At 55.4% G+C, this 24,696-nt stretch carries 24 protein-coding genes and 1 pseudogene; 12 read left to right on the plus strand and 13 right to left on the minus strand.

The window, feature by feature from the left end:
* Positions 1-89 precede the first annotated feature (89 nt).
* The gene (locus Yoon_RS10150) at positions 90-479 is read left to right on the plus strand and encodes a ribbon-helix-helix domain-containing protein (protein WP_238112083.1); all 390 of its coding nucleotides are present in this window, start codon (positions 90-92) and stop codon (positions 477-479) included.
* Positions 480-555: 76 nt separating this feature from the next.
* Here Yoon_RS10150 and Yoon_RS10155 read toward each other — a convergent pair.
* From Yoon_RS10155 to Yoon_RS10165, 3 genes and pseudogenes are all read right to left on the minus strand, one after another.
* Positions 556-999 (minus strand): annotated as a pseudogene (locus tag Yoon_RS10155) (GMC oxidoreductase); the annotation flags it as partial.
* Between the two features lie 26 nt (positions 1,000-1,025).
* Positions 1,026-1,421 (minus strand): VOC family protein, encoded by a 396-nt coding sequence (locus Yoon_RS10160; RefSeq protein WP_238112085.1) that lies wholly within the window; start codon positions 1,419-1,421, stop codon positions 1,026-1,028.
* A gap of 148 nt (positions 1,422-1,569) precedes the next feature.
* Positions 1,570-2,469 carry a LysR family transcriptional regulator gene (locus Yoon_RS10165; protein WP_238112225.1) on the minus strand — a complete coding sequence of 300 codons (900 nt, stop codon included), beginning with the start codon at positions 2,467-2,469 and terminating at the stop codon, positions 1,570-1,572.
* Between the two features lie 78 nt (positions 2,470-2,547).
* On the opposite strand from Yoon_RS10165, the gene Yoon_RS10170 reads away from it, so the two are divergent.
* Together Yoon_RS10170 and Yoon_RS10175 are read left to right on the plus strand one after the other, a co-directional pair.
* Positions 2,548-3,246, plus strand: a complete 699-nt coding sequence (locus tag Yoon_RS10170; protein ID WP_238112087.1) for a DUF4386 domain-containing protein — start codon at positions 2,548-2,550, stop codon at positions 3,244-3,246.
* A 12-nt stretch (positions 3,247-3,258) separates the two neighbouring features.
* Entirely contained in the window at positions 3,259-4,233 is a 975-nt protein-coding gene (locus tag Yoon_RS10175; protein ID WP_238112089.1) for an NAD(P)-dependent alcohol dehydrogenase, read from the plus strand.
* A gap of 9 nt (positions 4,234-4,242) precedes the next feature.
* Here the strand turns inward: Yoon_RS10175 and Yoon_RS10180 are convergent, their stop codons facing one another.
* Positions 4,243-5,121, minus strand: a complete 879-nt coding sequence (locus tag Yoon_RS10180) for a LysR substrate-binding domain-containing protein (RefSeq protein ID WP_238112090.1) — start codon at positions 5,119-5,121, stop codon at positions 4,243-4,245.
* Between the two features lie 154 nt (positions 5,122-5,275).
* On the opposite strand from Yoon_RS10180, the gene Yoon_RS10185 reads away from it, so the two are divergent.
* From Yoon_RS10185 to Yoon_RS10210, 6 genes are all read left to right on the plus strand, one after another.
* Positions 5,276-6,856, plus strand: coding sequence for a trimethylamine methyltransferase family protein (locus tag Yoon_RS10185; protein WP_238112091.1), 1,581 nt, complete (start codon positions 5,276-5,278; stop codon positions 6,854-6,856).
* Positions 6,857-6,882: 26 nt separating this feature from the next.
* Positions 6,883-8,928, plus strand: a complete 2,046-nt coding sequence (locus Yoon_RS10190) for an NADH:flavin oxidoreductase (protein ID WP_238112092.1) — start codon at positions 6,883-6,885, stop codon at positions 8,926-8,928.
* 248 nt (positions 8,929-9,176) lie between these two features.
* Positions 9,177-10,205 (plus strand): C4-dicarboxylate ABC transporter substrate-binding protein, encoded by a 1,029-nt coding sequence (locus Yoon_RS10195; RefSeq protein WP_238112093.1) that lies wholly within the window; start codon positions 9,177-9,179, stop codon positions 10,203-10,205.
* Positions 10,206-10,267: 62 nt separating this feature from the next.
* The gene (locus tag Yoon_RS10200) at positions 10,268-10,903 is read left to right on the plus strand and encodes a TRAP transporter small permease subunit (RefSeq protein WP_238112094.1); all 636 of its coding nucleotides are present in this window, start codon (positions 10,268-10,270) and stop codon (positions 10,901-10,903) included.
* On the plus strand, positions 10,900-12,255 hold the full coding sequence (locus Yoon_RS10205) for a TRAP transporter large permease (RefSeq protein WP_238112095.1): 1,356 nt from the start codon (positions 10,900-10,902) through the stop codon (positions 12,253-12,255). The genes Yoon_RS10200 and Yoon_RS10205 overlap by 4 nt, the downstream gene beginning before the upstream one ends.
* Positions 12,256-12,264: 9 nt before the next feature.
* Positions 12,265-12,759: a heme-binding protein gene (locus Yoon_RS10210; RefSeq protein ID WP_238112096.1), complete on the plus strand. Its 495-nt coding sequence runs from the start codon at positions 12,265-12,267 to the stop codon at positions 12,757-12,759.
* Here Yoon_RS10210 and Yoon_RS10215 read toward each other — a convergent pair.
* Positions 12,756-13,307, minus strand: a complete 552-nt coding sequence (locus tag Yoon_RS10215; RefSeq protein ID WP_238112098.1) for a cupin domain-containing protein — start codon at positions 13,305-13,307, stop codon at positions 12,756-12,758. The two genes, Yoon_RS10210 and Yoon_RS10215, sit on opposite strands and share 4 nt — an antisense overlap.
* Before the next feature lie 38 nt (positions 13,308-13,345).
* On the opposite strand from Yoon_RS10215, the gene Yoon_RS10220 reads away from it, so the two are divergent.
* Positions 13,346-14,716 (plus strand): hypothetical protein, encoded by a 1,371-nt coding sequence (locus tag Yoon_RS10220; RefSeq protein ID WP_238112099.1) that lies wholly within the window; start codon positions 13,346-13,348, stop codon positions 14,714-14,716.
* A 6-nt stretch (positions 14,717-14,722) separates the two neighbouring features.
* On the opposite strand, the gene nagA is transcribed toward Yoon_RS10220, so the two are convergent.
* The 6 genes from nagA to Yoon_RS10250 all read right to left on the minus strand — a co-directional run bounded on the left by nagA (position 14,723) and on the right by Yoon_RS10250 (position 20,704).
* A complete protein-coding gene (gene nagA / locus Yoon_RS10225) occupies positions 14,723-15,871 on the minus strand; it encodes an N-acetylglucosamine-6-phosphate deacetylase (protein ID WP_238112102.1) in 1,149 nt (382 codons plus the stop codon).
* Positions 15,868-16,755, minus strand: a complete 888-nt coding sequence (locus Yoon_RS10230; RefSeq protein WP_238112103.1) for a BadF/BadG/BcrA/BcrD ATPase family protein — start codon at positions 16,753-16,755, stop codon at positions 15,868-15,870. The genes nagA and Yoon_RS10230 overlap by 4 nt, the downstream gene beginning before the upstream one ends.
* A gap of 85 nt (positions 16,756-16,840) precedes the next feature.
* Positions 16,841-17,797: a hypothetical protein gene (locus tag Yoon_RS10235; RefSeq protein WP_238112104.1), complete on the minus strand. Its 957-nt coding sequence runs from the start codon at positions 17,795-17,797 to the stop codon at positions 16,841-16,843.
* 3 nt (positions 17,798-17,800) lie between these two features.
* Entirely contained in the window at positions 17,801-18,595 is a 795-nt protein-coding gene (locus Yoon_RS10240) for a sulfotransferase family 2 domain-containing protein (RefSeq protein ID WP_238112105.1), read from the minus strand.
* Positions 18,592-19,617, minus strand: coding sequence for a glycosyltransferase family 2 protein (locus Yoon_RS10245; RefSeq protein ID WP_238112106.1), 1,026 nt, complete (start codon positions 19,615-19,617; stop codon positions 18,592-18,594). The genes Yoon_RS10240 and Yoon_RS10245 overlap by 4 nt, the downstream gene beginning before the upstream one ends.
* A gap of 70 nt (positions 19,618-19,687) precedes the next feature.
* Positions 19,688-20,704 (minus strand): glycosyltransferase family 2 protein, encoded by a 1,017-nt coding sequence (locus tag Yoon_RS10250; RefSeq protein ID WP_238112107.1) that lies wholly within the window; start codon positions 20,702-20,704, stop codon positions 19,688-19,690.
* 132 nt (positions 20,705-20,836) lie between these two features.
* On the opposite strand from Yoon_RS10250, the gene Yoon_RS10255 reads away from it, so the two are divergent.
* Both Yoon_RS10255 and Yoon_RS10260 read left to right on the plus strand, forming a co-directional pair.
* A complete protein-coding gene (locus tag Yoon_RS10255) occupies positions 20,837-21,700 on the plus strand; it encodes a hypothetical protein (protein WP_238112108.1) in 864 nt (287 codons plus the stop codon).
* 1 nt (position 21,701) lies between these two features.
* On the plus strand, positions 21,702-22,415 hold the full coding sequence (locus tag Yoon_RS10260) for a hypothetical protein (RefSeq protein WP_238112109.1): 714 nt from the start codon (positions 21,702-21,704) through the stop codon (positions 22,413-22,415).
* 4 nt (positions 22,416-22,419) lie between these two features.
* Here Yoon_RS10260 and Yoon_RS10265 read toward each other — a convergent pair whose 3' ends face one another.
* Both Yoon_RS10265 and Yoon_RS10270 read right to left on the minus strand, forming a co-directional pair.
* Positions 22,420-23,436, minus strand: a complete 1,017-nt coding sequence (locus Yoon_RS10265) for an ABC transporter ATP-binding protein (protein ID WP_238112110.1) — start codon at positions 23,434-23,436, stop codon at positions 22,420-22,422.
* Positions 23,437-24,693 carry a hypothetical protein gene (locus Yoon_RS10270; protein WP_238112111.1) on the minus strand — a complete coding sequence of 419 codons (1,257 nt, stop codon included), beginning with the start codon at positions 24,691-24,693 and terminating at the stop codon, positions 23,437-23,439.
* Positions 24,694-24,696 lie beyond the last annotated feature (3 nt).

The following is a 24,696-nucleotide window of genomic DNA, read 5'->3' on the forward strand; positions in this document are numbered from 1 at the left end:
AGACACGGCTGGGCGACGAGAAGCCTATCGTATCAGCCGATTATCCGTTAAAAATAATCTAATTATTTGGGATGAATGGGAGCCTCAAGATGTGCAGATTGTTTGTTGGTGCGGACCCCGCAATGTGGACAAGCCACACGCGGTCAATCCGGATGGATGGTATGGTCACAAGCGTCAGGCTAGAGAGCATGTATTGGACAGTTCTTGAAGAAATCGCTGCCAACGATGACATGAATGTCCCGCAGCTTTTGCATCAACTTTATAACGAGTCGATCGACGAAGGGCACGATCTGGGGAACTTCACATCGTTTCTCAGGGTGTGCTGCTTGCGCTTTATCGACCTGCAGCTTCAAGGGCTGATCCCGTCCGCGCAATCTGGCAGTTTTGAAACCTTGCCTGCCGAAGATATTCTAAAGGTCGAAGCCGAGAATAACCGTGAGCGGGCGCGTCTGACGGCCACCCCAAGCACGCAGCACTGAAGCGACACATAGTCCCGCCGAACGAATACGGCCCCGCCTCAAACCGCGGGGCCGTCCAGCTTTGTATATATCCACCCTAGAGATTGCCCTGAGACATCTCGCTTGCGACATGGTCAGCCTGCCGAATTGCGAGCGCCACAATCGTAAGGGTCGGGTTTTCCGAGGCGCCTGTCGTGAATTGCGATCCGTCTGAAATATACAGATTTTCAACGTCGTGGGTCCGGCCCCATTTATTCACAACCCCATCTTTCGGGTCTGCCGACATCCGATTGGTACCCAAATTGTGGGTGGATGGGTACGGCGGTGTTGGCATTGTCCGGGTCGCGCCAACGGCATCATAAACCGCCTGACCTTGGCTGTATGCATGGTCACGCATGGCAATGTCATTCGGGTGATCCGAGAAATTCACATTGACCACGGAAAGACCCCATTGATCCTTGACGTCAGTATTGAGCGTGACGCGGTTGCTTTCTTGCGGCATGTCGTCGCCCACGAGCCACATGCCTGCCATGTGTTCATAGCCAAAGCATCACCCCTTGGATTTTATTATTGGTAGCGCCCGAGCCTCTGCATCACTTCGATTTCGTACCCATCAGGGTCCTGAACAAAGAAAAACCGGGCGAGCGTTTTTCCTTCATGTGCAAAATCAACGAGCTTACGCGGGGCGAACCCGGCCTCCTCAAACCGTTGATGTTCAGCATCGACGTCCTCGACAACAAATGCCGTGTGGCCATACCCGTTCCCAAGGTCATATGGCGCGCTTTGGCTTTTGTTGATGGTCAGTTCCAGCTCAAAGGTGTTTTCCGCGTTGGAAAGGTAAACCAGTGTAAAGCCGTCAAAATCCAGACGCTCCGCAACCTTCAACCCGAATGCTTGATCATAAAATGCGACGGATTTGTTTTCGTCCAGAACGCGTATCATCGCGTGTACAAACTTCGCCAATGTGTCCCTCCTTAGGCTTTGCAGTGCCGGGGACCCTAGCGCATTAAGGTTCGGGACGGGTATTATCCAAGTACTACCATGCAATAACCTGTACGGGCGGGGTGGCGTAAAGGTTTCGGCGGCACCACGATCACGCGCGGGTGGCGCCTCAGCGTTTCAATTCTGCGGCAAGAAAATCGTAAACGCGGCGGATACGGCGGCTGGTTGACAGTTCACGGTGCGCGACAAGCCAAATTGGAAACCTGAGCGGCTCTAGGTTTGGCAAGACCCGCACCACAGCAGGTTCTGCATCACCAATAAAGGCATCCAACACCCCGATACCGACACCCTGTTTGACCAATTCCCACATGACCAGATAGCTTTCGGTCAAAAGCGGGAAATTAGCTTCGGTGAGCCCAAGACCAAGGCTGTTGAGCCCCTTCAGCATCATCCCCGAATGGTCCAAGTTGATAAAATCGGCGTGCCGCAGATCATAGGGTACCGCCGGGTTCCCCAGCTTTTCAACATAGCTGGGTGCCGCATAGAGTATCGCATCCGCCATACCGATTTTCTTGGCGATCAGGTCAGGCTCTGTTGGTCGAAAATTGCGCACGGCGATGTCGGCCTCGCGGCGGCGCAAATCACTGGCGCGATTTGAGACGACGATCTCAACCTGAATGCCCGGCTCTTCTTGGCGCAGTTTGGCGATGATCGGAGGAAGCAAAACAGCGGCATAGGTTTCGCTCGCGGCGATCGAAATGGACCCTTCGAGCGTCTGCGATTGGCCATGTGCCGTGAGCGACACGCGTTGCGCCGCTTCGCCCATCGCGCGGACATGTTCAAGCAGTTCCATCCCACTTGGGGTCAAGCTCAGACCGCGGCCGACTCGTTCAAACAGCACCACGCCAAGTTCTTGTTCAAGCCCATCGACCTGACGTCCAAGGGTGGGTTGTGCCATGCCCAATGCACGCGCGGCAGCCGACAAAGACCCTTCCTCTGCGGTCACAAGAAATGCCCGTGCTTTGTTCCAGTCAAATTTTACCGCACGCCAATCCATGCGGATATGCATATCAAAATTAGAAAATTGGTCAATTCGCATAGACCACGACAGATCGTAGACCTTCGCCAACACAGAAAGGATAGGCAAATGACATCCATCTCAAAGAATAACTGGGACCCGCAGGCGGCACGTATGGCCGGCGCGCTTTATCTTTCCATTGCGGTCTGCGGCGGGTTTAGCATTGGCTATGTGCCGACGCAGATCGTCGCAAGTGATGCCGCATCATCCAGCGCCAATCTGATGGCAAACCTCGGGCTGTTTAAGCTTGGGGTTTTGGCCGATAGCGCAGTGATCCTGTTCGAGCTCGCCATTACGGCGATACTGTTCCAAATGTTCCGCCATGTCGGACCGACCATGTCGATGATCGCGCTGATCTCGCGGGCGGGTATGATCACGGTGATGGGGATCAACCTGTTGCTTTGGGTGATGCCCTATCTTTTGCTGCACAGCGATGCAGGCCCAACCCTGCTTGTTCAGTTCTGTTTTGAAGCCCACGCGATGGGCGTCTTTGTCTGGCAGCTTTTCTTTGGCGTGCATCTATTGGCGCTTGGTTGGCTGATCCTTAAATCCAACATCGTGCCACATCTGCTGGGGCGCGGGTTGTTTATCGGTGCGTTTGGCTACCTTATCCAAGGGGTTGCCGCGCTGGCGTTCATCGATATCGCGCTGATCAACTACGCCGCCATCGGCCTGCTTGTGATCGTCACAATTTCAGAGGTCAGCTTTGGCCTATGGCTGCTAATTTGGGGCAGCCGCATATCCCCCACCCAAACCGTAACAGCATAAAGGAGACCACCGATGCTTGCCTATTCATATTCACGCTATGGCTCCCCCGACGTCTTGGAACAAGTCACCCTGCCCACACCAACGCCACAACCGAACGAAGTGCTGGTCAAAATACACGCGACGACTGTCAGCGCAGGCGATTGGCGCGCCCGCAGCCTCACTATGCCAAAGGGGCTTGGATTTATGGGACGGCTTGTGTTTGGGATAACGGGGCCGCGCAAACCGGTCCTCGGTACTGAATTTTCAGGTGTAGTTGCCGCCGTGGGATCAGAGGTCACCAGTTACCAGCCAGGTGACGAAGTGATCGGATTTCCCGGAGCCAGCTTTGGCGCTCATGCGGAATTTATCACGATGCCATCGGACGGCAAGCTCGTACGAAAGCCAGATAACATCAGTTTCGAACAAGCTGCCGCCATCCCATTTGGCGGCACGACAGCCTATGATTTTCTGGTCAACAAAGCAAAGCTCCAGCCGGGCACAAAGGTGTTGATCAACGGCGCATCAGGGTCTGTCGGGTCCGCCTGTGTCCAAATCGCAAAGCATCTGGGCGCGCATGTGACGGCTGTTTGCAGCGCCAAAAACGCGCAGATGGTCACAGGCTTGGGTGCAGATCAAGTGATCGATTACCAGACCCAAAACGTCATCACTGACGGCATGTTGTATGATACTGTTGTCGATGCAGTTGGCACACTTCCTTGGGCGCAGGCGCGCCACGCATTACGCCCCGGTGGGCAGATGGTTCTGATCGCAGGCAAGACATCGGATATGCTGTTTGGGTCGCTTAAGGCCCGGCTCGCGGGCAAGCGGCTGATTGGCGGCGTCGCCTCTGAACGTCGCGAAATCATCGAAGCGGTGACCCAACTTGCGGCGCAGGGCATCTTCCAACCGGTAATCGATCGCAACTATCCGTTCGATGAAATGAAGGCAGCCCATGCGCATGTCGATACCGGGCACAAGTGCGGGAATGTGGTGATTTCTATGACCTAGCGCGGGCGATCAAGCACCCGCCAACCAATCGTAGACAAGACGCGCCTTGCCAGAGGCGCGCGGGTGCAATTTCACATAAAACCCCTTGGGTGAGGCGACCCCGCTGGGCAATAGTTTTACCAATTTGCCGGATGTAACTAATGCGTCCGACAGCCCATCCCACCCCAAAACAGCCCCCATGTCGTCTTGGGCGGCTTGCAATGCGATGACGTAATTATTCACTTGGTGTGTATTTTGCAGCGGTCCATGATAGCCTAACGCGCCGCACCATTCTTGCCAGTTGGTCCAGCGCGTGTCTGGCGCATCCAGATGGATCAGCGGGATTTTCGCCATATCTGCGACAGTTTCAACCCTGTGCTTGGCGGCAAAGCTGGGGCTGCCAAAGGCCATGATCTGATCGTGGAACAGCGCCCGACATATGCCCGTTTCTTGTGTAATATCGCCGTAGTGAATGCTGAGGTCGCAATCAGATTGAGTCTGATCCGTGTCGCTCACGATCTGTGCCACTGAAATATTACCGTGCGCCCGCCAAAACTGCGCCAATCGCGGTGTCAGCCAAAGCGAACTGACCGCCGTCGTCGCCCGGATCGTGACTGCGGCCTTGGGCGCACGGGCGCGCAGCTGACCGATTGCATCATCAATTCCTTCAAACCCGCGCTGGATCGCGACCATCAGATAAGCCCCAGTTTCAGTCAGTTCAACACCACGGTGATGGCGGTCAAATAGGGGGCGCTGCAAATCCGCCTCAAGTGATTTGACCTGATGGCTGATTGCCGCGGCGGTCACGTTCAGCTCTACTGCTGCGTTCTTAAAACTCACATGACGCGCGGCGGCCTCAAAGCTCACCAGCGCAGTCATCGACGGTAGATTATAGGGGCGCTGCGACAATTTATCTATCCATATATCCAAATTATATACTGATATACTTATAACATATCACAATTTGGCTCAATTTTTCTAAGCCATATCAAATTTTTTTGCAATTGTCCGCGCCAGTATTTGGGCAGAGCCTACGTGTAGCCCCTCCCGAAAGGACTTGCAGATGAATATTGAGGTAAAGCCGCTCAAGACGCGCAGATCACGGCGCGGTGGCGACCGTGCGCGTTCTTCGGCCCCGGGACAAAACCCACATCTTGTGACGCCTTTCATTACGCGCAAAATCAAACCCTATGAAATTCTAGATGAAGACCAGCTTGATCAGATCGAGGCGACCTCGGATCGGATCATGTCCGAGATCGGGATCGAGTTTCGTGATGATCCAGAGGTGGTTGAGCTGTTTCGCGCGCGTGGCGTCGCTGTTGAAAATGTCACCGGCTCTGCGGGCGATCCTGCATGGCGGCTGCGGTTTGAACCGGGGCTCGCGCGTGACATCTTGCGCACCGCCCCTGAACGGTTCACGCAACATGCACGCAACCCGACAAAATCGATTGAGATTGGCACAGATGCTTCGGTATTTTTGCCCTCTTACGGCAGCCCCTTCATCATGGAAATGGACGGCACCCGGCGCTATGCTACATTGGACGATTTTGAAAACCTCGTGAAGCTTGCGCAGTCAACACCTTGGCTGCACCATTCAGGCGGCACCATCTGCGAACCCACAGATATCCCTGTCAACAAACGCCACCTTGATATGGTTTATGCCCACATGCGGTATTCAGATCGGCCGTTCTTGGGGTCAGTCACCGCCCCCGAACGCGCCGAAGATTCGATCGAGATGTGCCGTATTCTATTTGGGGCGGAATATGTCGATCAGCACTGCGTGATCATGGGTAACTTTAACACCACTTCGCCCCTGGTCATTGATGGGGTCACGAGCAGAGGCATCCGCGCCTATGCCCGCGCCGGGCAAGGGTCGATCCACCTGCCCTTTTTGCTGGGCGGGGCCGTTGCCCCACTGACCATGGCCGGGCAGGTTGCGCAAAATTTGGCTGAAACATTGGTCAGCGCCGCGATTACACAGCTTGAACGACCCGGTGCGCCCGCGGTGATCGCCAGTTTTATGAATTCACTCGCGATGCGGTCTGGCTCTCCGACATTTGGGACGCCTGAACCTGCGACGGCGAGCCTGATCATGGGGCAATTTGCGCGCCGCTATAAATTGCCGCTGCGCTGCGCGGGGAATTTCACCACCTCCAAACTGCCTGACGGGCAAGCCATGCAACAAAGCATGATGTCCGCCCTGTCAGCCGTGCAATCAGGGGCCAATTTTATCATGCACATGGCCGGGTATTTGGATGGGCTTTTATCCATGTCCTACGAAAAGATGATGATGGATATTGACGTTTGCGCGGCGCTTCATGCTTACTTGCGTGGGGTTGATGTGAACGAAGACACGCTTGCCTTTGAAGCTTTGGCCGAAGGCGGACCGGGCCAACATATGTTCGGCTGCCAACATACATTGCGCCACTACGAAACCGCATATTGGGATAGCGCGCTTGATGATAATACACCTTGGGAAACTTGGGATGAAAACGGGCGGGTTGATATGGCCACACGGGCAAATCAACGCTGGAAAGCGCAACTGGCACAATATGAGCCACCTCCGCTTGATGCGGATAAGGACGCGGCGTTGAAAGCATTTATTGCGCGCAAAAAAGAAGCAATGCCAGATATGTGGCACTAGCGCGAGGGCGCACGAAAGGAAAACCCATGTCGAACGATCCGCTGTTGCAGCCCTATCAGCTCAAACATCTGACGCTCAAGAACCGGATCATGACCACGAGCCATGAACCCGCCTATCCCGAAGACGGGATGCCTAAGGACCGCTACACCGCTTATCACGCCGAACGCGCAAAGGCAGGGGTTGCATTGACGATGACCGCAGGATCGGCGGCCGTATCCAAAGACAGCCCGCCTGTGTTTAATAACGTGCTGGCGTACCGTGATGATGTCGTGCCGTGGATTCAGCGGCTCACGGATGCCTGTCACGAACATGGATCAGCTGTGATGATCCAATTGACCCACCTGGGGCGACGTACCGCGTGGAATAAGGGTGATTGGCTGCCTTCGGTCAGTTCGTCCAAACACCGCGAACCCGCCCACCGTGCCTTTCCCAAACTGGTCGAAGATTGGGATATAGAACGCATTATCAACGATTTCGCAGATGCCGCCGAACGCATGAAAGCAGGCGGCATGGATGGGATTGAATTGCAGGTCTACGGGCATTTGCTGGATCAGTTCTGGTCGCCCCTGACCAATGATCTGAGCGGCCCCTACGGCGCAGATAGCTTGCAAACCCGGCTACAATTCCCGCTGGATGTCCTCGGCGCAATTCGCAAACGTGTGGGTGAGGATTTCATCGTTGGATTTCGTTACACCGCCGACGAGGCGCAAAAAGGCGGTATCACCGAAGACGACGGCATCGAAATATCAAAAACCCTTGCCGCGACAGGGCAGCTAGATTTTCTGAACCTGATCCGGGGTCGCATCCATACCGACCCTGCCATGACAGATGTGATCCCTGTGCAAGGCATGCCCAGCGCCCCGCATCTTGATTTTGCAGGCCGGGTCAAAGCGGCCACTGGCATGCCGACATTCCATGCCGCGCGTATTCCTGACGTCGCAACTGCGCGCCATGCGATCACAGCCGGGCTTTTGGATATGGTGGGCATGACCCGCGCGCATATGGCTGATCCGCATATCGTCCAAAAGATCACAGAGAACCGCGAAGACGACATCCGCCCTTGCGTTGGCGCGACCTATTGTCTGGACCGCATTTACCAAGCAGGTGACGCGCTGTGCATCCATAACGCGGCCACTGGGCGTGAATTAACGATGCCGCATGTGATCGCCCCCGCCAAAACGCCCAAACATGTCGTGATCGTCGGTGCTGGCCCTGCGGGGCTAGAGGCCGCACGCGTCGCTGCCGAACGTGGTCACCGGGTAACCGTGTTCGAAGCGCAGCCAGATCCCGGCGGTCAAATCCGGCTGGCCACACAATCGGCCCGACGACGTGACATGATCGGCATCATTGATTGGCGCATGGCGCAATGCGCTGCGCGCGACGTCACATTTCACTTTAACGCATGGGCCGAGGCAGATGATGTCACCGCATTGAACCCCGATGTCGTGATCATCGCCACTGGCGGGTTACCAAACACCGAATTGTTTGAAAGCGGCGTTGAACAAGGGCGCGCTGTGACCAGCTGGGATATCATCGCAGGCGATGTGAAGCCCGGACAGAATGTGTTGATCTATGACGAAAGCGGTGATCATCCGGGGCTACAAGCTGCCGAAGTCGCCGCCAATGCCGGGGCCACCGTTGAGGTGATGACCCCAGATCGCGTCTTTGCGCCGGATATTATGGCCATGAATTTGGTTCCCTACATGCGTGCATTGCAAGATAAGGATGTCACGTTCACTGTCACCCGCAGGCTGTTAGACATCACCCCAGCGGGCAATCTGTTGAAGGCAACGATTGGCACAGATTACAGCGATTTCACCGCTGAAAAGACCTATGATCAAGTGGTGATCAACTACGGCACATTGCCGATGGATGATCTCTACTTCGACCTGCGCCCGGCCTCATCGAACCTTGGTGAAGTGGATTACGAAGACCTCATCACGGGCCACCCGCAGGTGCAAAATCGCAATCCAGATGGGGCGTTTCAATTGTTCCGTATTGGTGACGCAGTGTCAGCACGCAACACACATGCAGCCATTTATGACGCTTTGCGTTTGGTCAAGGACATCTAGTTGGGGTTTGGAGCGCCGGACACCCTTCTAACGATTTAAACTAATATATTGCAATAATATCGATATTATGCCAGCTTCACAATCCAAAGACGGGGGGAGCCGCAGTGAAGCACAATAATATGGTCACCGATCATGCGATCGGCCAGAAGACATGCACCCTCCCAACTTACGACACGGCGCGTAAAAGCAACCGCGCCTGGTAATCGCATACCGCGAGACAAACCGCCGAAACCATCTGGGAGGATGACATGAAACACACTTTACGCGTAGCCCTGACGGGTCTTTTGCTGGGTTCAACAGCCGTATCAGCGCAAACCGTTGAAGGCCCCGAAGTCAATTGGAGCTTTTCAATGTGGGGCAACCCACGTGCGCTATCCGCAGGGATGGAGGCCATCGCACAAGAAGTTGCCGCACAAACGGGTGGCAACTTTAACATCGAAATATTCTACGGCGGGCAACTGTCTGGTGCACGCGAAAACCTTGATGGGCTCCAGCTGAACGCATTTGAAGGCGCCGCAATCTGCAATTTCTACCACCCCGGCAAAAACCCGGCTTGGATGGTATTTTCGCTGCCGTTCTTGCCGCTTGGTGACCCGGCCGTAGATCAATATGTACGTGCCAAAATGTTTGAACATCCCGCCATCGTCGCCGACATGGAAGCATGGAACGCGATGCCCTATATGTCTGGCCTGCTACCGCAATACGAGATCCTCGGCAAAGGTGATGCACCAACCGAATTGAGCGGCTGGGAAGGCTTGCGGGTGCGCGCGGGCGGCGGGCTTGGCAGCGCGATGGAAGCGCTTGGCGCAACCAAGCAGACCCTGCCTGCGGGCGAAACATCAACGGCATTCCAACGGGGCGCGCTTGATGCTGCCGCATTCCCCTACACATATGCGCACGTCAGCTTTGGCATCGCAGAAGAAGCCGATTGGTACACATCCAACCTTGCCCCCGGCACGTCAGAATGCGGATGGGTCTTTAACAAGACAGCCTATGACGCGCTCCCCGAGCAGTATCAGACCCTGTTGATGGATCTGCGCGGCATGGGCATGGACATCGAACAAGCCGCCTATGCGGCCCAAGACGAAATCAACCTGCCTATCTTCCAAGATACGATGCAGGAAATCGTCTATTCCGACGCCCAAATCGCTGAATTCCGCGAAGTTGCAGGACAGCCCGTTTGGGACGCATGGATCGCAGACAATAGCGAAAAATTCGATGCCCAAGGCCTGTTTGACGCCGTTTGGGCCTACGCAGAAGAAGCACAAAACCAATAGGTTTTTCTCGGTCGGTCCCTTGTCGGGGCCGGCCGTCACATTTGATAAAATAGAGACCAACAATGCCAGATGATACATCGGCAGACCGTAGTCTGCTTGCCCGGCTTCACCGCGGGTTTATCCCCATAGAGGACTTAGCCAATCTGCTGGCAGCCTTTGCGATCATGGCGTTGATGATCTTAGGTGTTCTGCAAATTGTACTGCGCACCGTCTTTAATACCCCGATCGGCGGCTATATCGATCTGGTTGAGCTTTCGATGGCGAGCATGGCGTTTCTCGGGGCCGCTTACACCCAAAGAATCGGCAGCCATGTGCGGATGGAATTGGTGGTCGGCAGCTTACGCGGTCGGGCGCTTTGGCTGCTTGAAGCCTTTGGCGCCGCAGTCGCAATGTTTATCATTGGCGTGTTGATCTATTACAGCTACGGCCACTTTATGCGCGCCTATACGCTGGGCGACACCACGATCGACGCTGAATATGTGACGTGGCCCTCAAAACTTTTGGTACCGATCGCGTTCTCTATCTGGTGGATACGGCTTGCGCTGCAATTCATCGGCGCGGTGCGGCTCTTTATCTATCCGCATGCGACACCAATTGGGGTCGTCATCACCAAAGACGCCGCCGAACAGGCCCAAGACGAAATTCACGAAGTTATGGGCGATGACGTCGACTTCTCTAATCCTGAGGATGAATCATGATTATTGGTATCGGCATGTCCGACCCGTTCTTGGTCGGCGTTATTACACTGTGCCTGCTGCTTGGGCTCATTATCATGGGCGTGCGTGTGGTCTTTGCCGCCGCTGTGGTTGGCCTATTGGGCCTGATTGAATTACGTGGCTGGGGCCCGGCTGCGGGCATCGTCGGCACCATTCCGCATGCGAAATCATCGACCTACGCCCTATCCGTCTTGCCAATGTTTATCTTTATCGGCTTTCTGGCATTCCACGCAGGCATGACCCAACAGCTGTTTGATGCCGCGCGCAAATGGCTGGGCTGGTTGCCCGGTGGTTTGGCGATTGCGACAGTCTTTGCCACCGCGGGGTTTGCCGCCGTATCAGGTGCGTCCACCGCGACCGCAGCGGTGTTTAGCCGGGTCGCGATCCCTGAGATGCTCAAATACGGGTATAACAGACGCATGGCGGCGGGTGTTGTGGCTTCGGCTGGCACGCTCGCCACGTTGATCCCACCTTCTGCGATCCTTGTGATCTATGCGATTATTGTTGAGCAATCCGTCGGCAAACTGTTGCTAGCGGGCTTCCTGCCCGGCATTTTTTCGGCCATCGTTTATGCGGGCATCATTATCGTTTGGGCGATGCTCAAACCCGAAGCCGCGCCATCCGTGACCGGTTTCACATGGGGCGACCGGATGCGCACCCTGCCCGGCATTTCACCGATTATCATTGTTGTCGTGATCATCATGACATCGATCTACAGCGGCTGGGCAACCCCAACCGAAGCCGGCGCGCTTGGTGCGTTTGTGGTCTTTGTCTTGGCATTGGTTCGGGGCACGCCGCTCAGTTCGATCAAAGCGTCATTGATGGAATCAGCCAAGCTGACCGTGATGATCTTCTCGCTGATTTGGGGCGTTTTGATCTTTGTGCGGTTCCTTGGATTTTCGGGCATCCCTGGCGCGTTCACCGAATGGGTTGTGAACCTGCCCTATAGTCCAATGACGATCATGATCTGCATCTTGCTGGCCTATGCTGTCTTGGGCATGTTCATGGATGCGATTGGGATGCTTTTGCTGACGCTTCCTGTTGTTTACCCCGCCGTTATCGCGCTTGGGTTTGACCCGATTTGGTTTGGCATTATCGCCGTAAAAATGGCCGAGATTTGCCTAATCACGCCGCCCATCGGGCTGAACTGTTTTGTCGTCAACGGCGTCCGACCCGACATTCCACTTGGCGAAGTCTTCCGCGGCGTTGCATTGTTCTTTATCGCGGACGTCATCACCATTGCTGCGCTTTTGATGTTCCCTGAAATCGTCACATGGCTTCCGAACTTTGACTTTGCCGCTTGGTGGTCAGGTCTTGGCACCGCAGCTAACTAAGGAAAGAAAATGCGCTTACACACCAGCCTGCCGCTTGCAAAAGCAAACGCAATCATCACCGAGGCGCTGCGCCTTGGGCGCGCTGCCAACCTGCTGCCTTTGACGGTTGTGGTGCTTGATGCTGGCGGCAAGATGGTCGCGATGCAATGCGAAGACGGATCAGGCGTGATCCGGTTCGATGTGGCCTTTGGCAAAGCCTACGGCGCACTGGGCATGGGCATTTCAAGCCGTCTCATCCGGGACCGATTAAGTGAACGGCCAACGTTTCAGGCGGCTCTTGCGACAGCATCAGATGGTCGGCTTATTCCGGTGCCCGGTGGCGTTCTGGTCGAAGACGCAGGCGTGACCATCGGCGCGGTCGGCATCAGCGGCGATACATCCGACAAGGATGAATACTGTGCGATTGAAGCGATCAAAGCCGCAGGTTACGTGTCGGAGCCCAGCGACCCCAATCCAGATTGGCGCACGTCGTCCCTGTCGGATCATTATCCGGCATCGACCTAAAGCGGTAGATCAATATGGCGGTGGGTTACCTGCAAGCGCGGCAATGCAGCATCAGCCGGATCCACCAAGGCAAAGGTGGATTTGCCTGCAAAAGACGCTGGGATCACCATAGCCCGGACAAAACTTGTGACGCCGATGCCCTGCAAGGCAACAGCGCGCACCGGGGATGTGATCGGTTCAAACCAACTGTCGCCCTCGCTGACGATTTGGGTATGACCCTCCGCCTCGATCCGCAGCGCCCCGCGTACAAGATGGCGCAGGCCAGCGCCACTATGCGTGTGCCGATGCGCAACGGCCCCGACTGGAAAACAAACCTCATCCACGCGCAACAGTTTATCACTGTCAGGAATATCACAGGCATGGCTGCTCAGAACCCCTGCCCCGGCGGGCGCCGCTTCGGACAAAACAAACGTCAGGCCAGCATGCGGCAATTGATCGACAACTGTGGCTATACCCGCGGGGTCCAGCCCGGCAGTATCGTCGCGCGGCGTCCAAGAGATAGCCGCGCGAATGTCGACCTCTGCATCCCCGCCACGTATCAGGCTCATAAACATCAACAATCCCCCCATTCAGGGCAACCTAACTGATGCGCGCGCTGCTTGCCATTGTGCTGATAGCTGATTCTGCGGCTGTTTTGGCCGCCAATACATTTGGCGGGGATTTTGCGCATACCGTCGCACGCATATTATTTGTTGTCCTGTGCTTGCTTGGCATGAAGACAAGCACGTTACGCGAAATGCTTTTGTTTCTGGCGTCATTGATGCTCGCCGCTATCTTGTGGCAAGATCCGGAAGATCACGCAGCCTTGTTCATCGCGATGGACCTCGCTGCCTATTTCGCAGCTTTTATCGCCCTGCTCACCGCGCTCAAACTCGCAGCCGAAAACTCGCAATCGGTATTGGCCGTCGGGCGGTATCTGACCCGGCAACCCACAGGGCGCAGGTTTGTCGCGACCGCCACGGGCGGACATATTTTGGGGGTGTTTCTCAATTTCGCAGCCGTAAGCCTGATGGCGCCATTGATCCAATCAACCACGAGACGCAGCGATGGCAGCATCGACCACGACCTTGAACGCCGTCAGATGTCAGCCCTTTTGCGGGGCTTTGCGTGGATTTTGCTCTGGGCCCCCACAACGTTGGGGCAGGCGGTGCTTTTGACGTTGTTCACAGATATCGATCATATCAAAATCATCTGCGTTGGCATCGCGACATCCATGCTGATGATGGGCATCGGCTTGGCCTATGATCGGTTCGAGTGGCGCAATAGCACGCCGCCCGGAACAGAAGATGCGCCGCCCGCGTGGCCCGGCACCGCGCTTGTGCGATTGGGATGTGTCTGCGCAACGCTTATTGGTGCCACGGCAGTGCTTCAGATCACGATGGGGTTTAGTACCGCGCTTTCACTGATGTTTGTGGCCCCGTTGGTGACCTTTATCTGGTTCACATGGCAAAAACCCAAGGGGTTGCCACTATCCAATCAGATGACGTTATTTTGGCAGGCGCTCAAGACCGACGCGGCGGGATTGACGCGGTCCGCCATTGCGCTCGGGCTTTCTGGGTTCATCGGGCGTGCCGTGGCAGAGGTGCTACCACTTGCACAGATGAGCCAGCACATAGACCTCGGGGCGATACCCGGCTGGCTATTTTTAGCGATTTTGCCGATCTTGATCACGCTCGGTGGACAAATCGCGCTGAGCCCGATCATCCTTGTCGTGTTCATCGGACAGGTGGTGCAAACCTTTCCGGCATTGCCCGCCGATCCAACGCATATTGTTTTCGCGCTCAGCGCCGGTTGGGCGATTTCAATGTTTGCATCCCCCAATGCAACGGCCACCTTACTGATCGCGGCGGCGTCCAAGATCCCGCCCACAACACTGACATGGCGCTGGAACCTGCGCTACGGCGCGATCTGCTATGCCGTGCTTGTCGGCATCTTTGCGCTGCTTGAAGCCGCATAGGGCAAGCTAGCCTATCACCTGCACCGCGTCCTGACCCGTTATCGCGTCGCGCTTGCGATAAAGCGCGGTTCCCTTGTGTCCCGAAATCATGCCCGCGGTGCCCGGATCACGCAGCAATTGGGCCGGGGTTGATGTCGCCCGCGCAAACGCTTGGCCGATATCGTCGCCTACCTGTTCAACCATCACATCAATCGCGCGCGGCATGGCAAGGTCGGCGCCCGCAAGTGTTCCGTCATCCAACGTCAGTCGGCCGTCATGGCGAAACACGTCGCGCCCGTTAAGACTGAACTTTTGGATATCTGATCCGGCAGTAGCCATCGCATCGGTTACCAAGAACACGCGCTCTGACTGCGGCTTTGCAGCCAATGCAATACGCATCGTCGTTGGGTGAACATGGATCGCGTCCGCAATCAGCCCGGCATAGACATCGTCCCGCGCTAAGGCCGCGCCGACCAACCCGGGTGCGCGGCTACCCAATTGGCTCATGGCGTTAAACAGATGTGTCACACAGCGCGCGCCTGCATCAAATGCAGCGTGACAGGTATCAACATCCGCATCCGTATGCCCCAAAGACACGGTAATCCCGGCGTCAGACAACTGCTTGATTTGAAGAGGTGTCACGTTTTCAGGGGCAAGTGTAACCATCACATTGGCCAATCGATCAGCAGCGTTCAGCAATACGCGCAAATCCATATCATCCATCGCGCGGATCAAATGCGGATCATGCGCGCCTTTGCGTGCCACGCTAAGATGTGGCCCCTCGAGGTGAATACCGACAATCCCGTCGACCTTTTGCGCAATGGCCGCGTCAACCGCGTCAATGGCAGCGGCGGTCCGCGCGGGCGTATCGGTGATCAGCGTCGGAAGGATCGCCCCGGTCCCCGTCGTTGCATGTGCTTGCGCAATCACACGCAATGTTGCGACGGATTGATCATCGTTGAACATGACACCGCCGCCACCGTTGACCTGCAGATCAACAAACCGCGGGGCAATCACCCCGCCCGCCAAATGCGTGATCGGACATCCCTCAGGCAAAGCCTGACGCGGCAAAACAGACAGATAGCCATCGCCGCCCACACCCAAAGCATGGTCATCATGCAGGGTTTGCCCATCAAAGATCTGCGCGCCCAGATAGGCCTTTTTTACTCCGCTCATATCGACCCGCCTTGGTGTTCCGCCCGTGCCAGCGCAAAGGCACCGTCCAATGCGCTGCCCTTCGCATCCATTTTTCCGGCGAGATATGCAGGGAGCAAATACCGCGCGTAATGTGGCCCCAGCCCGCCAAGGAAACAAAGCGCATCCCCCGGCTGAAACCCCAATTGCGTAAGGCCGCGCGCCATGTAATCCGCGCCGCGTTGCAAGATAGATTGCGCCCATATATCGCCATCAATCGCGCCCGCAATGACCGCAGGGGCCAAGGTACCAAAATCGCTTGGCGTTGCGGTAGTTGCAAAGCCTACAACCGCGCTAGGGTCATCCCCATATTGCGCAAAAAGCGTGACCGACAGTTCTGACCACTCCGCCAGCCCATCATAACACAGAAGCACATGTTCGAGCGCCGCACGCCCCAACCAAGCCCCCGAGCCTTGGTCCGAAATTTGCAGCCCCCATCCGCCGACGGATCGCACAGCCCCTCCCTTGTTTGTAGCGACAATCGTGCCAGTCCCAACGGCTAGCAAGTAACCTTCTTGCCCTGCAAATGCGCCTGCCAATGTCGTGGCGCGGTCATCGGTAACGGAGACTTGCGCAAATGGCAGCGCCCCCGCGATACGCGATCTTTGGGTTGCAGTGATCGCTCCGGCCAACCCCAAATGCGCAGTGCCTGCTGCAAACGCGCTAGGCGCGATGCCCGCATTTTTTGCGGCGGCATCAATCGCAGCAATAACGTTGGTGATAGCACAATCGATATCAGTGGTAACATTGGCGCGACCGCCCTCAGCCTGCGCCAGCACACCCGCTTCGACCGTACCAATCGCAACCCGGCAGCCAGTTCCACCGCCGTCGACACCGATAATCACATTGCTTTGCAATTCGTCCATATGGGTATCGTTATAATACCTCTTTGACGAATGATAGAACGCAGGGATCGGCGCCGCAGGAAATCGCAAGAAAGAACTGCACCGATTATGGATTAACGGCCCGCTTTGCGACCGCCTGCAAAAGCACCTGAACGATCGCGCGCTGTTCGTCGGTAAACGACGACATCGCGATGTCAGGCTCTGGTCCGTCTAGATCGCTCGCATCAAACAATGCAGCCTCATCTGGAAAAAACTGCGCCCGAAGCGCTTCGTTATCCTCTGCAAATTTTGCAAGCAGCGCCTTTGCTGTCGCGTTGTCCATGACGCCCCCTGAAAACCGAGGGAGGTCTTGCTGCGGCAACGACCGGAAAACACGCCGAATATGGACTTCAGGGACATTTTTCACCAGTTGCATCAGGTCTAAGACGTCTATTGAAGGCGTCGCATTCGCAGCGGACTGCGGCGTCGGGAATCCGTCAGCTTGCGTATCAATCCCAAGCACCTGCAAGAAATCACGGACGACATCGCCTTGCGGAAATGATTTGGGATCAAACCTGCGAAACAAAAATTCAGCTTCAGGCCACGCGGTCTGCCAGGCGGCAACAATCCGACGATATTCCCCGCCGCCAGTGCCAAACTTAGCGATGAAATTCTCGAATCCGAACCGCGCCTTCGCCGTTTTCAGTTTTTGTTTGTAGGCGTTCGCAAGGTATTTATCTTGCCGCCGGAAATACCCAACAATCTTAACGCCCATGGGTTCTGGCAAGGCAAGAACGTCGCGTAGGGCCGCCGGGTTTACGCCCGAAAACATTTCAGAGGTCAGCACAAAATTTTGCAACGCGCTTTTGCTGATCAAATTGCGCACAACTGCTCCAATCTCGACGGCGCGGTCGTGGTTGCCGCTGCGCAACGCGACGCTCAGATCGTTGTAAGACCCGCTGCGGTGCCGTGTGAGGAAATCAAAGCCAAGGGGATTGAGGTAATCCTTATTGTCGCGCGTGAAACGCTGAATGGCCGTCGACCCCGTTTTGGGCGTTCCAATATGTATCCAAAGTGTACGCATAACCTATGCACTTTGCCCATGATAAAAACATTTAGAAACGGCCGCATACATTTCTAAATCCTCTTCATACGCTCGTTCGGCATTTTTGCGGTCTTGTTCTGTTAAGCCGTCTTTATAACGCGCGCTGTTGCTCTGATGGCCCAAATACTGTCGTGTATCAACGACACTCAACTCAACACTTGAGTGCGCGAACAAGCGATTGACGATGTCGTTCCGAGCGACCTCCATATGTTCGACCTGACCGATCATATCATAGGCCACAAGCCCGTAACTGATTTCTTTGCATTGCGGCCGCCAATGGCGATCTAGATTTTTTGCGCTCTCGTCATTCGCTACAATATCAAGAAACTGAGATAATGTTATCTCGTGCGTGGGCGGGCGCCCTATGTGCGCATTAATTCTTTTCCTATAGGCCGCCATCCCTTTGATACGGTCAGACCAAGCCGATACGGTGCGGCTATATGGGTCGCGTATCACAGTAAACCGAAAGCAATTGGGATCGCTCAATGCCTCCTCTACCAACATGGGGTTGAGGCTTCGCGCCCCTGCCCGCAAATACCTATCATCAAGATTGTGGACACTCTCCATGCTGATATCAACATCCCCTTCAGCGCGGATTTCGGCGTGAATATGTGTCATGAGCAACGTCAAAACATTTGTACATGCGGCCTTGTGGTTCTTCATATATAAAAAATTTGCTCCGCCAAAAGCTCGGGCAGGGAGATGCACATTCTGCAACAAATGTCGCCGACTTTGATAGTTAGGCAGCATTTTCTCAAACAGAGATGCGTTAGTCATTCCGTCACCTCACCCGAAACCTTACGCCTAATCGCCCGTCTTGGCTGCCCTGTGTGTTGATAGGTCATTGCGATAAAATCAGCCCAATCTTCGCGCGCTTTGATGTCAATAATCTTGGCCCGGTGCCATGCGACGGCATCTGTGTGTAGGTTTCGCAGCACCTTGTCAGAGCGCAGTTTTGCCAGTTCTTGCAACATGCCAGGCACATGTTTCAGCATCGAATAATCGCGCGTGTAATTCGTGTTCATCGCGTCAAAGTAATCTTGACCTTGGTCCATATTCACATGGTTTGTCCGACCACGGTCACGCTTGACCAAAAAGCTATCCGCGCTACGGATCGCGTAGTGATGAAGCCGCGCGAAATCATGCGCAAAGCCTTTCCAGGTCCGCCAAGACACCGTTTTCGCATCTACCGCATTGCCGCCTGCATCGCGCCACGTGATATCTTCATAGGGGGATGGGGCTTCTGCCGCGGCATCTGCATCCACTTTCATGAATGGCCGATGTACCCCCATACGGTGGAAAGCGCCATTGTTGCGATACAGCGTTTTGATCCCAGCCCCGCGATAATTCGTAAAGATATCTTCAGGCGCGCAATGAAAGAACTGCTCGGTCAGCGGCAGGTCCTCGTAGTGGCGGCGCATCCCATTGCCGAACAGTTTCCAACTGAGCGAGATCGCATCCGCCGGGCCGCTTTTGTCGATCAAGTCCGGCAAGCCCATACCGCAACGCAGGTTCAAAAATTCGTCAGCATCGGCGCAAATCACCCAATCGGCGGCTTTGTAGTGATCGGTCTTTGGTGCCAGCCGCAATGCTGCGCGCTGCGGCGACAGTTCACGCCCCTTCCGGCCAATTTTACGATCATTATTATCGACGTGCCCCGCCAGACCCAATTCTTGCAGGCGCTGCGCGATCGCATCGGTGCCATCGGCGCAGTCATTCGTGTAAATCAAGAAATCGTCGAACCCAATCGCACGGTTAAACGCAATCCATTCAAGCATAAACGGGGCTTCGTTTTTCATTGTCGTCACAATGAGAAAGCGTTCTTTGTCCAACTTACACCTACACGTTTACCACTGTCAGAGCTGGCTTTTAGTCCAACCCAAGTTTTGCCGCGATTTCCGGCATTTCTGCAACTACGGCCTGACGGGCAGTATCAAGTTTTTCGCGGTGCCATTCAAGGCTTTGGGCGTGTAAACGCGCCAGATGCGGATGCGCGGCTTTGATATCGTCAATACGCGCTTGCAAGGCGGGCACATGGCGCTGGATGCTCGTCTCACGCACATCATTGGCGTTAAAGGTTTCAAAATAGGAAAAATCAATCCGCTCTTGGTCGGCGCTATTGGCGGTGCCGCGGTAGCGTTTCATCAAAAATGCTTCGGATGATTTGATCATATAGTGGTTCATGCTAACCAGATCACGGCCCAAGCTAGCCTCAAATGACCGCCAGCCTTGCTTCAAATAGCGCTCTGGCATCGGTTGACCAGAGCCGTTGACCCAATTGACCGGATGGCTACCATCCTGAAATCGCGGCTTCAGGCGCGGGCGATGAATGGCCGGTTTGCGCACAAAACGCGGGCGGAACATGGTTTTGAACGCGGTGTAGCGTTGGATGTTATGGGTGCCTGCCGGGGCCGCTTGATCAAACTGTGCGATCACGGGCACGTCTTTGAACCCGACAATACCGCCATTGCCAAACACCCGCCATGTGGCGGAGATCATATCAGCACGCTGGGGTGATATTTCGGCAAGTGCTGCAAACAGGGCATCAATGGTCCCGTCCCCCACGTGGATGTTCAAAAACTCATCCGCGTCCGCCACCAATATCCAATCTGACGCCGTGATCGCCGGATCTGCCCAAAACCTCTCGTAGGCGCGGTTTTGCGGGTCTTCGCTAGTGCCTTTTGGCTGGCCACTGTTTTCAAGATGGGTGATTTCGCCCACCGTGTCGAGATAATCCAACATCTGCCGGGTGCCATCACTGCAGTCATTCGATGCAATCGCAATCCGATCAAAGCCAATCAGCTTGTAATAGTAAATCCACTCAAGCAGATAGGGGCCTTCGTCTTTGACCGTCCCGACAAGCGTGCATGATTGGCGATCAGCCATGACGACATCCTTTTTTCATCTGTGATCCTGCGTAACGCCAAGCCCCTTACATGCCAAGGATGGATGTTGCGGGGCTGCGCGCCATCAGATAGAAATTACCCCGACAAGGACCCAAATTTGAAGGTATTGACGATGGCCGTGCTTCCCCCGATTGGTGCCCTTTGGATTGGGGGGTCTTTGACATGGCTTGAACAGCTTTGCCTGAAATCCTTTGTCGATCAGGGGCACCCGATGATCTTGTACACATATGGCAAGGTGAAGGGCGTGCCAGAGGGCGTCGAAATTCGTGACGGCAACGATATTTTGGCCACCGACCGGTTTATCACCCATGACCGGACTGGATCTGTTGCGCTTTTCTCCGATCTATTCCGGTTTCATCTGATCGCAAAAGAGCCTGAAATCATCTATATCGACACCGATGTCTATTCGGTGCGCCCCTTCCCCGGCGGCGAAAGCCATATCTTTGGCTACGAATTCTATAACGAAGAGCGCCAAAAGGGGCAGGTCAACGGTGCCATTTTGCGGATGCCGCAAGACAGTCCTGCGCTGAATGCGCTGCTTGAATTCACATCCGACGAATATCCGATCCCAGAATGGCTGCCCCGCCGTCATCTTGACCCGATCAAAGCACGCGCCGCAGCAGGCGACCCAATGCATGTCTCCGAGATGCCATGGGGAATTTGGGGACCGCTGGGCGTTACCGCATATCTGATACAGAGCGGCGAAATCGAACACGCGCGCACAACGGATGTTTACTATCCGGTCCACTTTGCGGATCGCAGGATCTTTACAAAACGCCCAATGCTCACACGACGACATTTTACGGATGAGACCCGCTGCTTGCATATTTGGGCTCCGATCAAGAACTTCTGCGCCAAGCGCTTTGGCGGGGTTCCCCCTGAAAACAGCTTCCTTGATGAACGGCTCAAGCACCATGGGATTGACCCAAACGCGGCGCCAGTGATCCCACAAAGCGATCGGTCGGTGGTAGCCTAACGTGGCGCGTGTCGCCCCCCAGCCGTTTTACGCGTCAGACCGGGTCAAAGCGACCTATGTCACCGGGCGCGAACCCCGGCTGGTGGTGTCCTTCACGGGGATCGGCAAACCAGATACCCGTACCCAAGACGAAGAATTCGTCGGATATGGATCACAAGACGGACGTAACCATGTGTTGTTTGTCGCGGACACATTGCGCAGTTGGTACAACGATCCCGGTATTTATGACGAGATCGTAGACACGGTTGCGCGGTATAAATCGAAACACAGCATCGCCGACACGGTCTCATTTGGCAATTCAATGGGCGGCAACGGGGCCGTGATTTTTGCGGGCGCAATTGGCGCAACCCGCTGCTTGTCGTTGTCGGCGCAATACTCTGCAGACCCTACAATCGTGCCCGAAGAAACACGTTGGCGTGAATACCGCGATAAGATCGCCGAATTCACACGCCCGCCATTAGAGACGACCATCACCCCAGGTTGTCAGTATTTCATCCTACACGGCGGTGGTGATGTCGAACGCCCGCATTGGTCCCGTTTTCCCAAAGGGGGGAACATCCATCATTATCTGGTGGGCGGCGCAGGGCATGGCGTTGGTCGGCGGCTCAAGTCATCGGGTCTGATCAAACCCGCAACGCATTTCGCTATTGCGGGACGCCCACGCGCGTTTCGCATGGCACTGAAAGACGGGTTACGATTACATCGGCCCAAGTGACTGATCAACGTAACGCGGTGCCACCTCTATCAAAGTAATGCGTCCGCTTTGGGTCGAACTGCACCGATACTTTATCCCCCGGCGTCAGGTCTGAATCGCCCAAGACCCGGACCGTCACCTGCCCCGCGTCGGCGCAATCAAGCACCACGAAAGTATCAGCGCCAAGGTATTCGAGTACGTCAACCGTGCCGTCCAATTGCCCAGAACCCGGCGCAGCAAGTGTTGCATGTTCGGGTCGCAAACCGACATGGGTTGCGCCATTTGGCGCATCGACACCCGGCACCGCACCCGCAGGCATCACGTTCATTTTCGGCGATCCGATGAACTGCGCGACAAACAGGTTGGCCGGGCTTTCGTATAGCTCACGCGGCGTGCCCACTTGCGCAATATAGCCGCCATCCAGCACCACGATGCGGTCGGCGAGCGTCATCGCTTCGACCTGATCATGGGTTACATAGATCATCGTGGATTTTAGCGTCTGGTGCAGCTTGGCGATTTCATAGCGCATTTCGACACGCAAGGACGCATCAAGGTTTGATAGGGGTTCATCGAACAAAAACGCTGTCGGATCACGCACGATTGACCGACCGATTGCGACACGTTGCCTCTGGCCGCCAGATAGATCTTTGGGACGCCGATCCATATAGGCGTCTAGCTTTAATACGCGTGCAGCTTCGTCCACCTTTGCAGCAACTTCATCGGCGGGCATCCCGGCAGATTTCAGCGGAAAACCAACATTGTCGCGCACCGACATATGCGGATAAAGCGCGTAAGACTGGAACACCATTGCCAGCCCGCGTTTGGCGGGCGGTTCTGCCGTTGCATCGCGGTCATCAATGACGATTTGGCCGCGACTGGTTTCCTCAAGCCCTGCAATCATCCGCAATAGGGTCGATTTCCCGCAGCCAGACGGGCCGACAAAGATGATGAATTCGCCTTCTGCAATATCAAGATCAATACCCTTGATGACCTGAACCTTGCCGAACCACTTTTCAACGGAATTGAGCGCGATAGAGCCCATTTAGAACCTCCCCTTTGCGTGCGGAGACGCCCATGTCAGCCAGATTGCTGCGGTCCAGCTAAAGTTGTCACCACCCTCGGGCGTGCCGATGTAAGGATCAAAATATTCAAAGAACCCATGTTCCGCGATCAGGCTTTGCGTGGCTTTGCGCAGCTCTTCGGCTTTGGTGATATGGTGCATTTCCGCAAGACCAATCGCGATCAATGCGTTCACATTCGACCACGTTGGGCCGCGCCAATAGCGTTTGGGGTTGAACGTCGATGCGGCCGGGTCATTGGACGGCACGCCAAACGGCACCACGCCCATAATCCGTTCATAATGCGCAAGCATCTGCGGGTGATCAATCCCAGCATACCAGCATAGAAACGACCCCGTGCTCAGCGAATTCGCAAATTCCCCGGTGCGCAAGTCGATACTGTCGTAATGGCCGTGCTCAGCATTCCAGTGACGTTCAACACCACCTTTTAACGTGGTAATCCAGCCTTGGATTTCGTCGGTTTCATGGTCCAATTCTAGCGCGAGATGCAGCAGGTCACGACAAGCGCGCAAAAATAGAAAGGTCATCCCAACATCCGCGACGCGGAACGGCGCGTTCTTGGCGATCTCGTCCTCATCCCAACCGCAATCGCGCGAAAAGTAGAGCATGGTCAGGTAGCGATCATAATCTTCTTTCTTAGGGCGCATTTCGGGGTCGATATGGGCCGTGTCCCGCCGCGTGTATTCACCAACGTTTGATCCATCCACGTTGGCCATCGCGCCATCCCAATCAACCGCATTGTCGCGGCCAGATTCCCACGGGTGAGTGATCGCGACCATCCCATCATGCAGGCGGTATTTCACGAACCAGCGGTGCCATGACACTAACCGTCCATAAAGCAGCTCCATATGGACGCGGCCATAGTGCTTGTCTTGCTCATACACGCTGCGCGCCATTGTCGCCGCGATGGGCGGTTGCGTGATACCAGATGTGTGCGGCACGCGCGGCACGTCCCACACATCAGGCCCCGGAAAATACCCGATTGCCTGCTTGTGGAATACAATATGCGGCACCATGCCGTTGTCCCATTGGCCTGTAAAAAGCGTCTCTATCTCGGCCCAAGCACGGCGCACGTCATATGTTGCGATACCCCATGCGCAAAATGCACTGTCCCAGTTCCATTGATAGGGGTACAGCCCCTTGGTCGGCACCGTGTAAAGCCCCCGGTCGTTGACCTGTAAGATTTTGCGCGCGCGTTTATCTAACTTATCGTAATTCATCGT

It is taken from the genome of Yoonia sp. I 8.24 (assembly GCF_022096995.1).
Taxonomy (GTDB): Bacteria; Pseudomonadota; Alphaproteobacteria; order Rhodobacterales; family Rhodobacteraceae; genus Yoonia.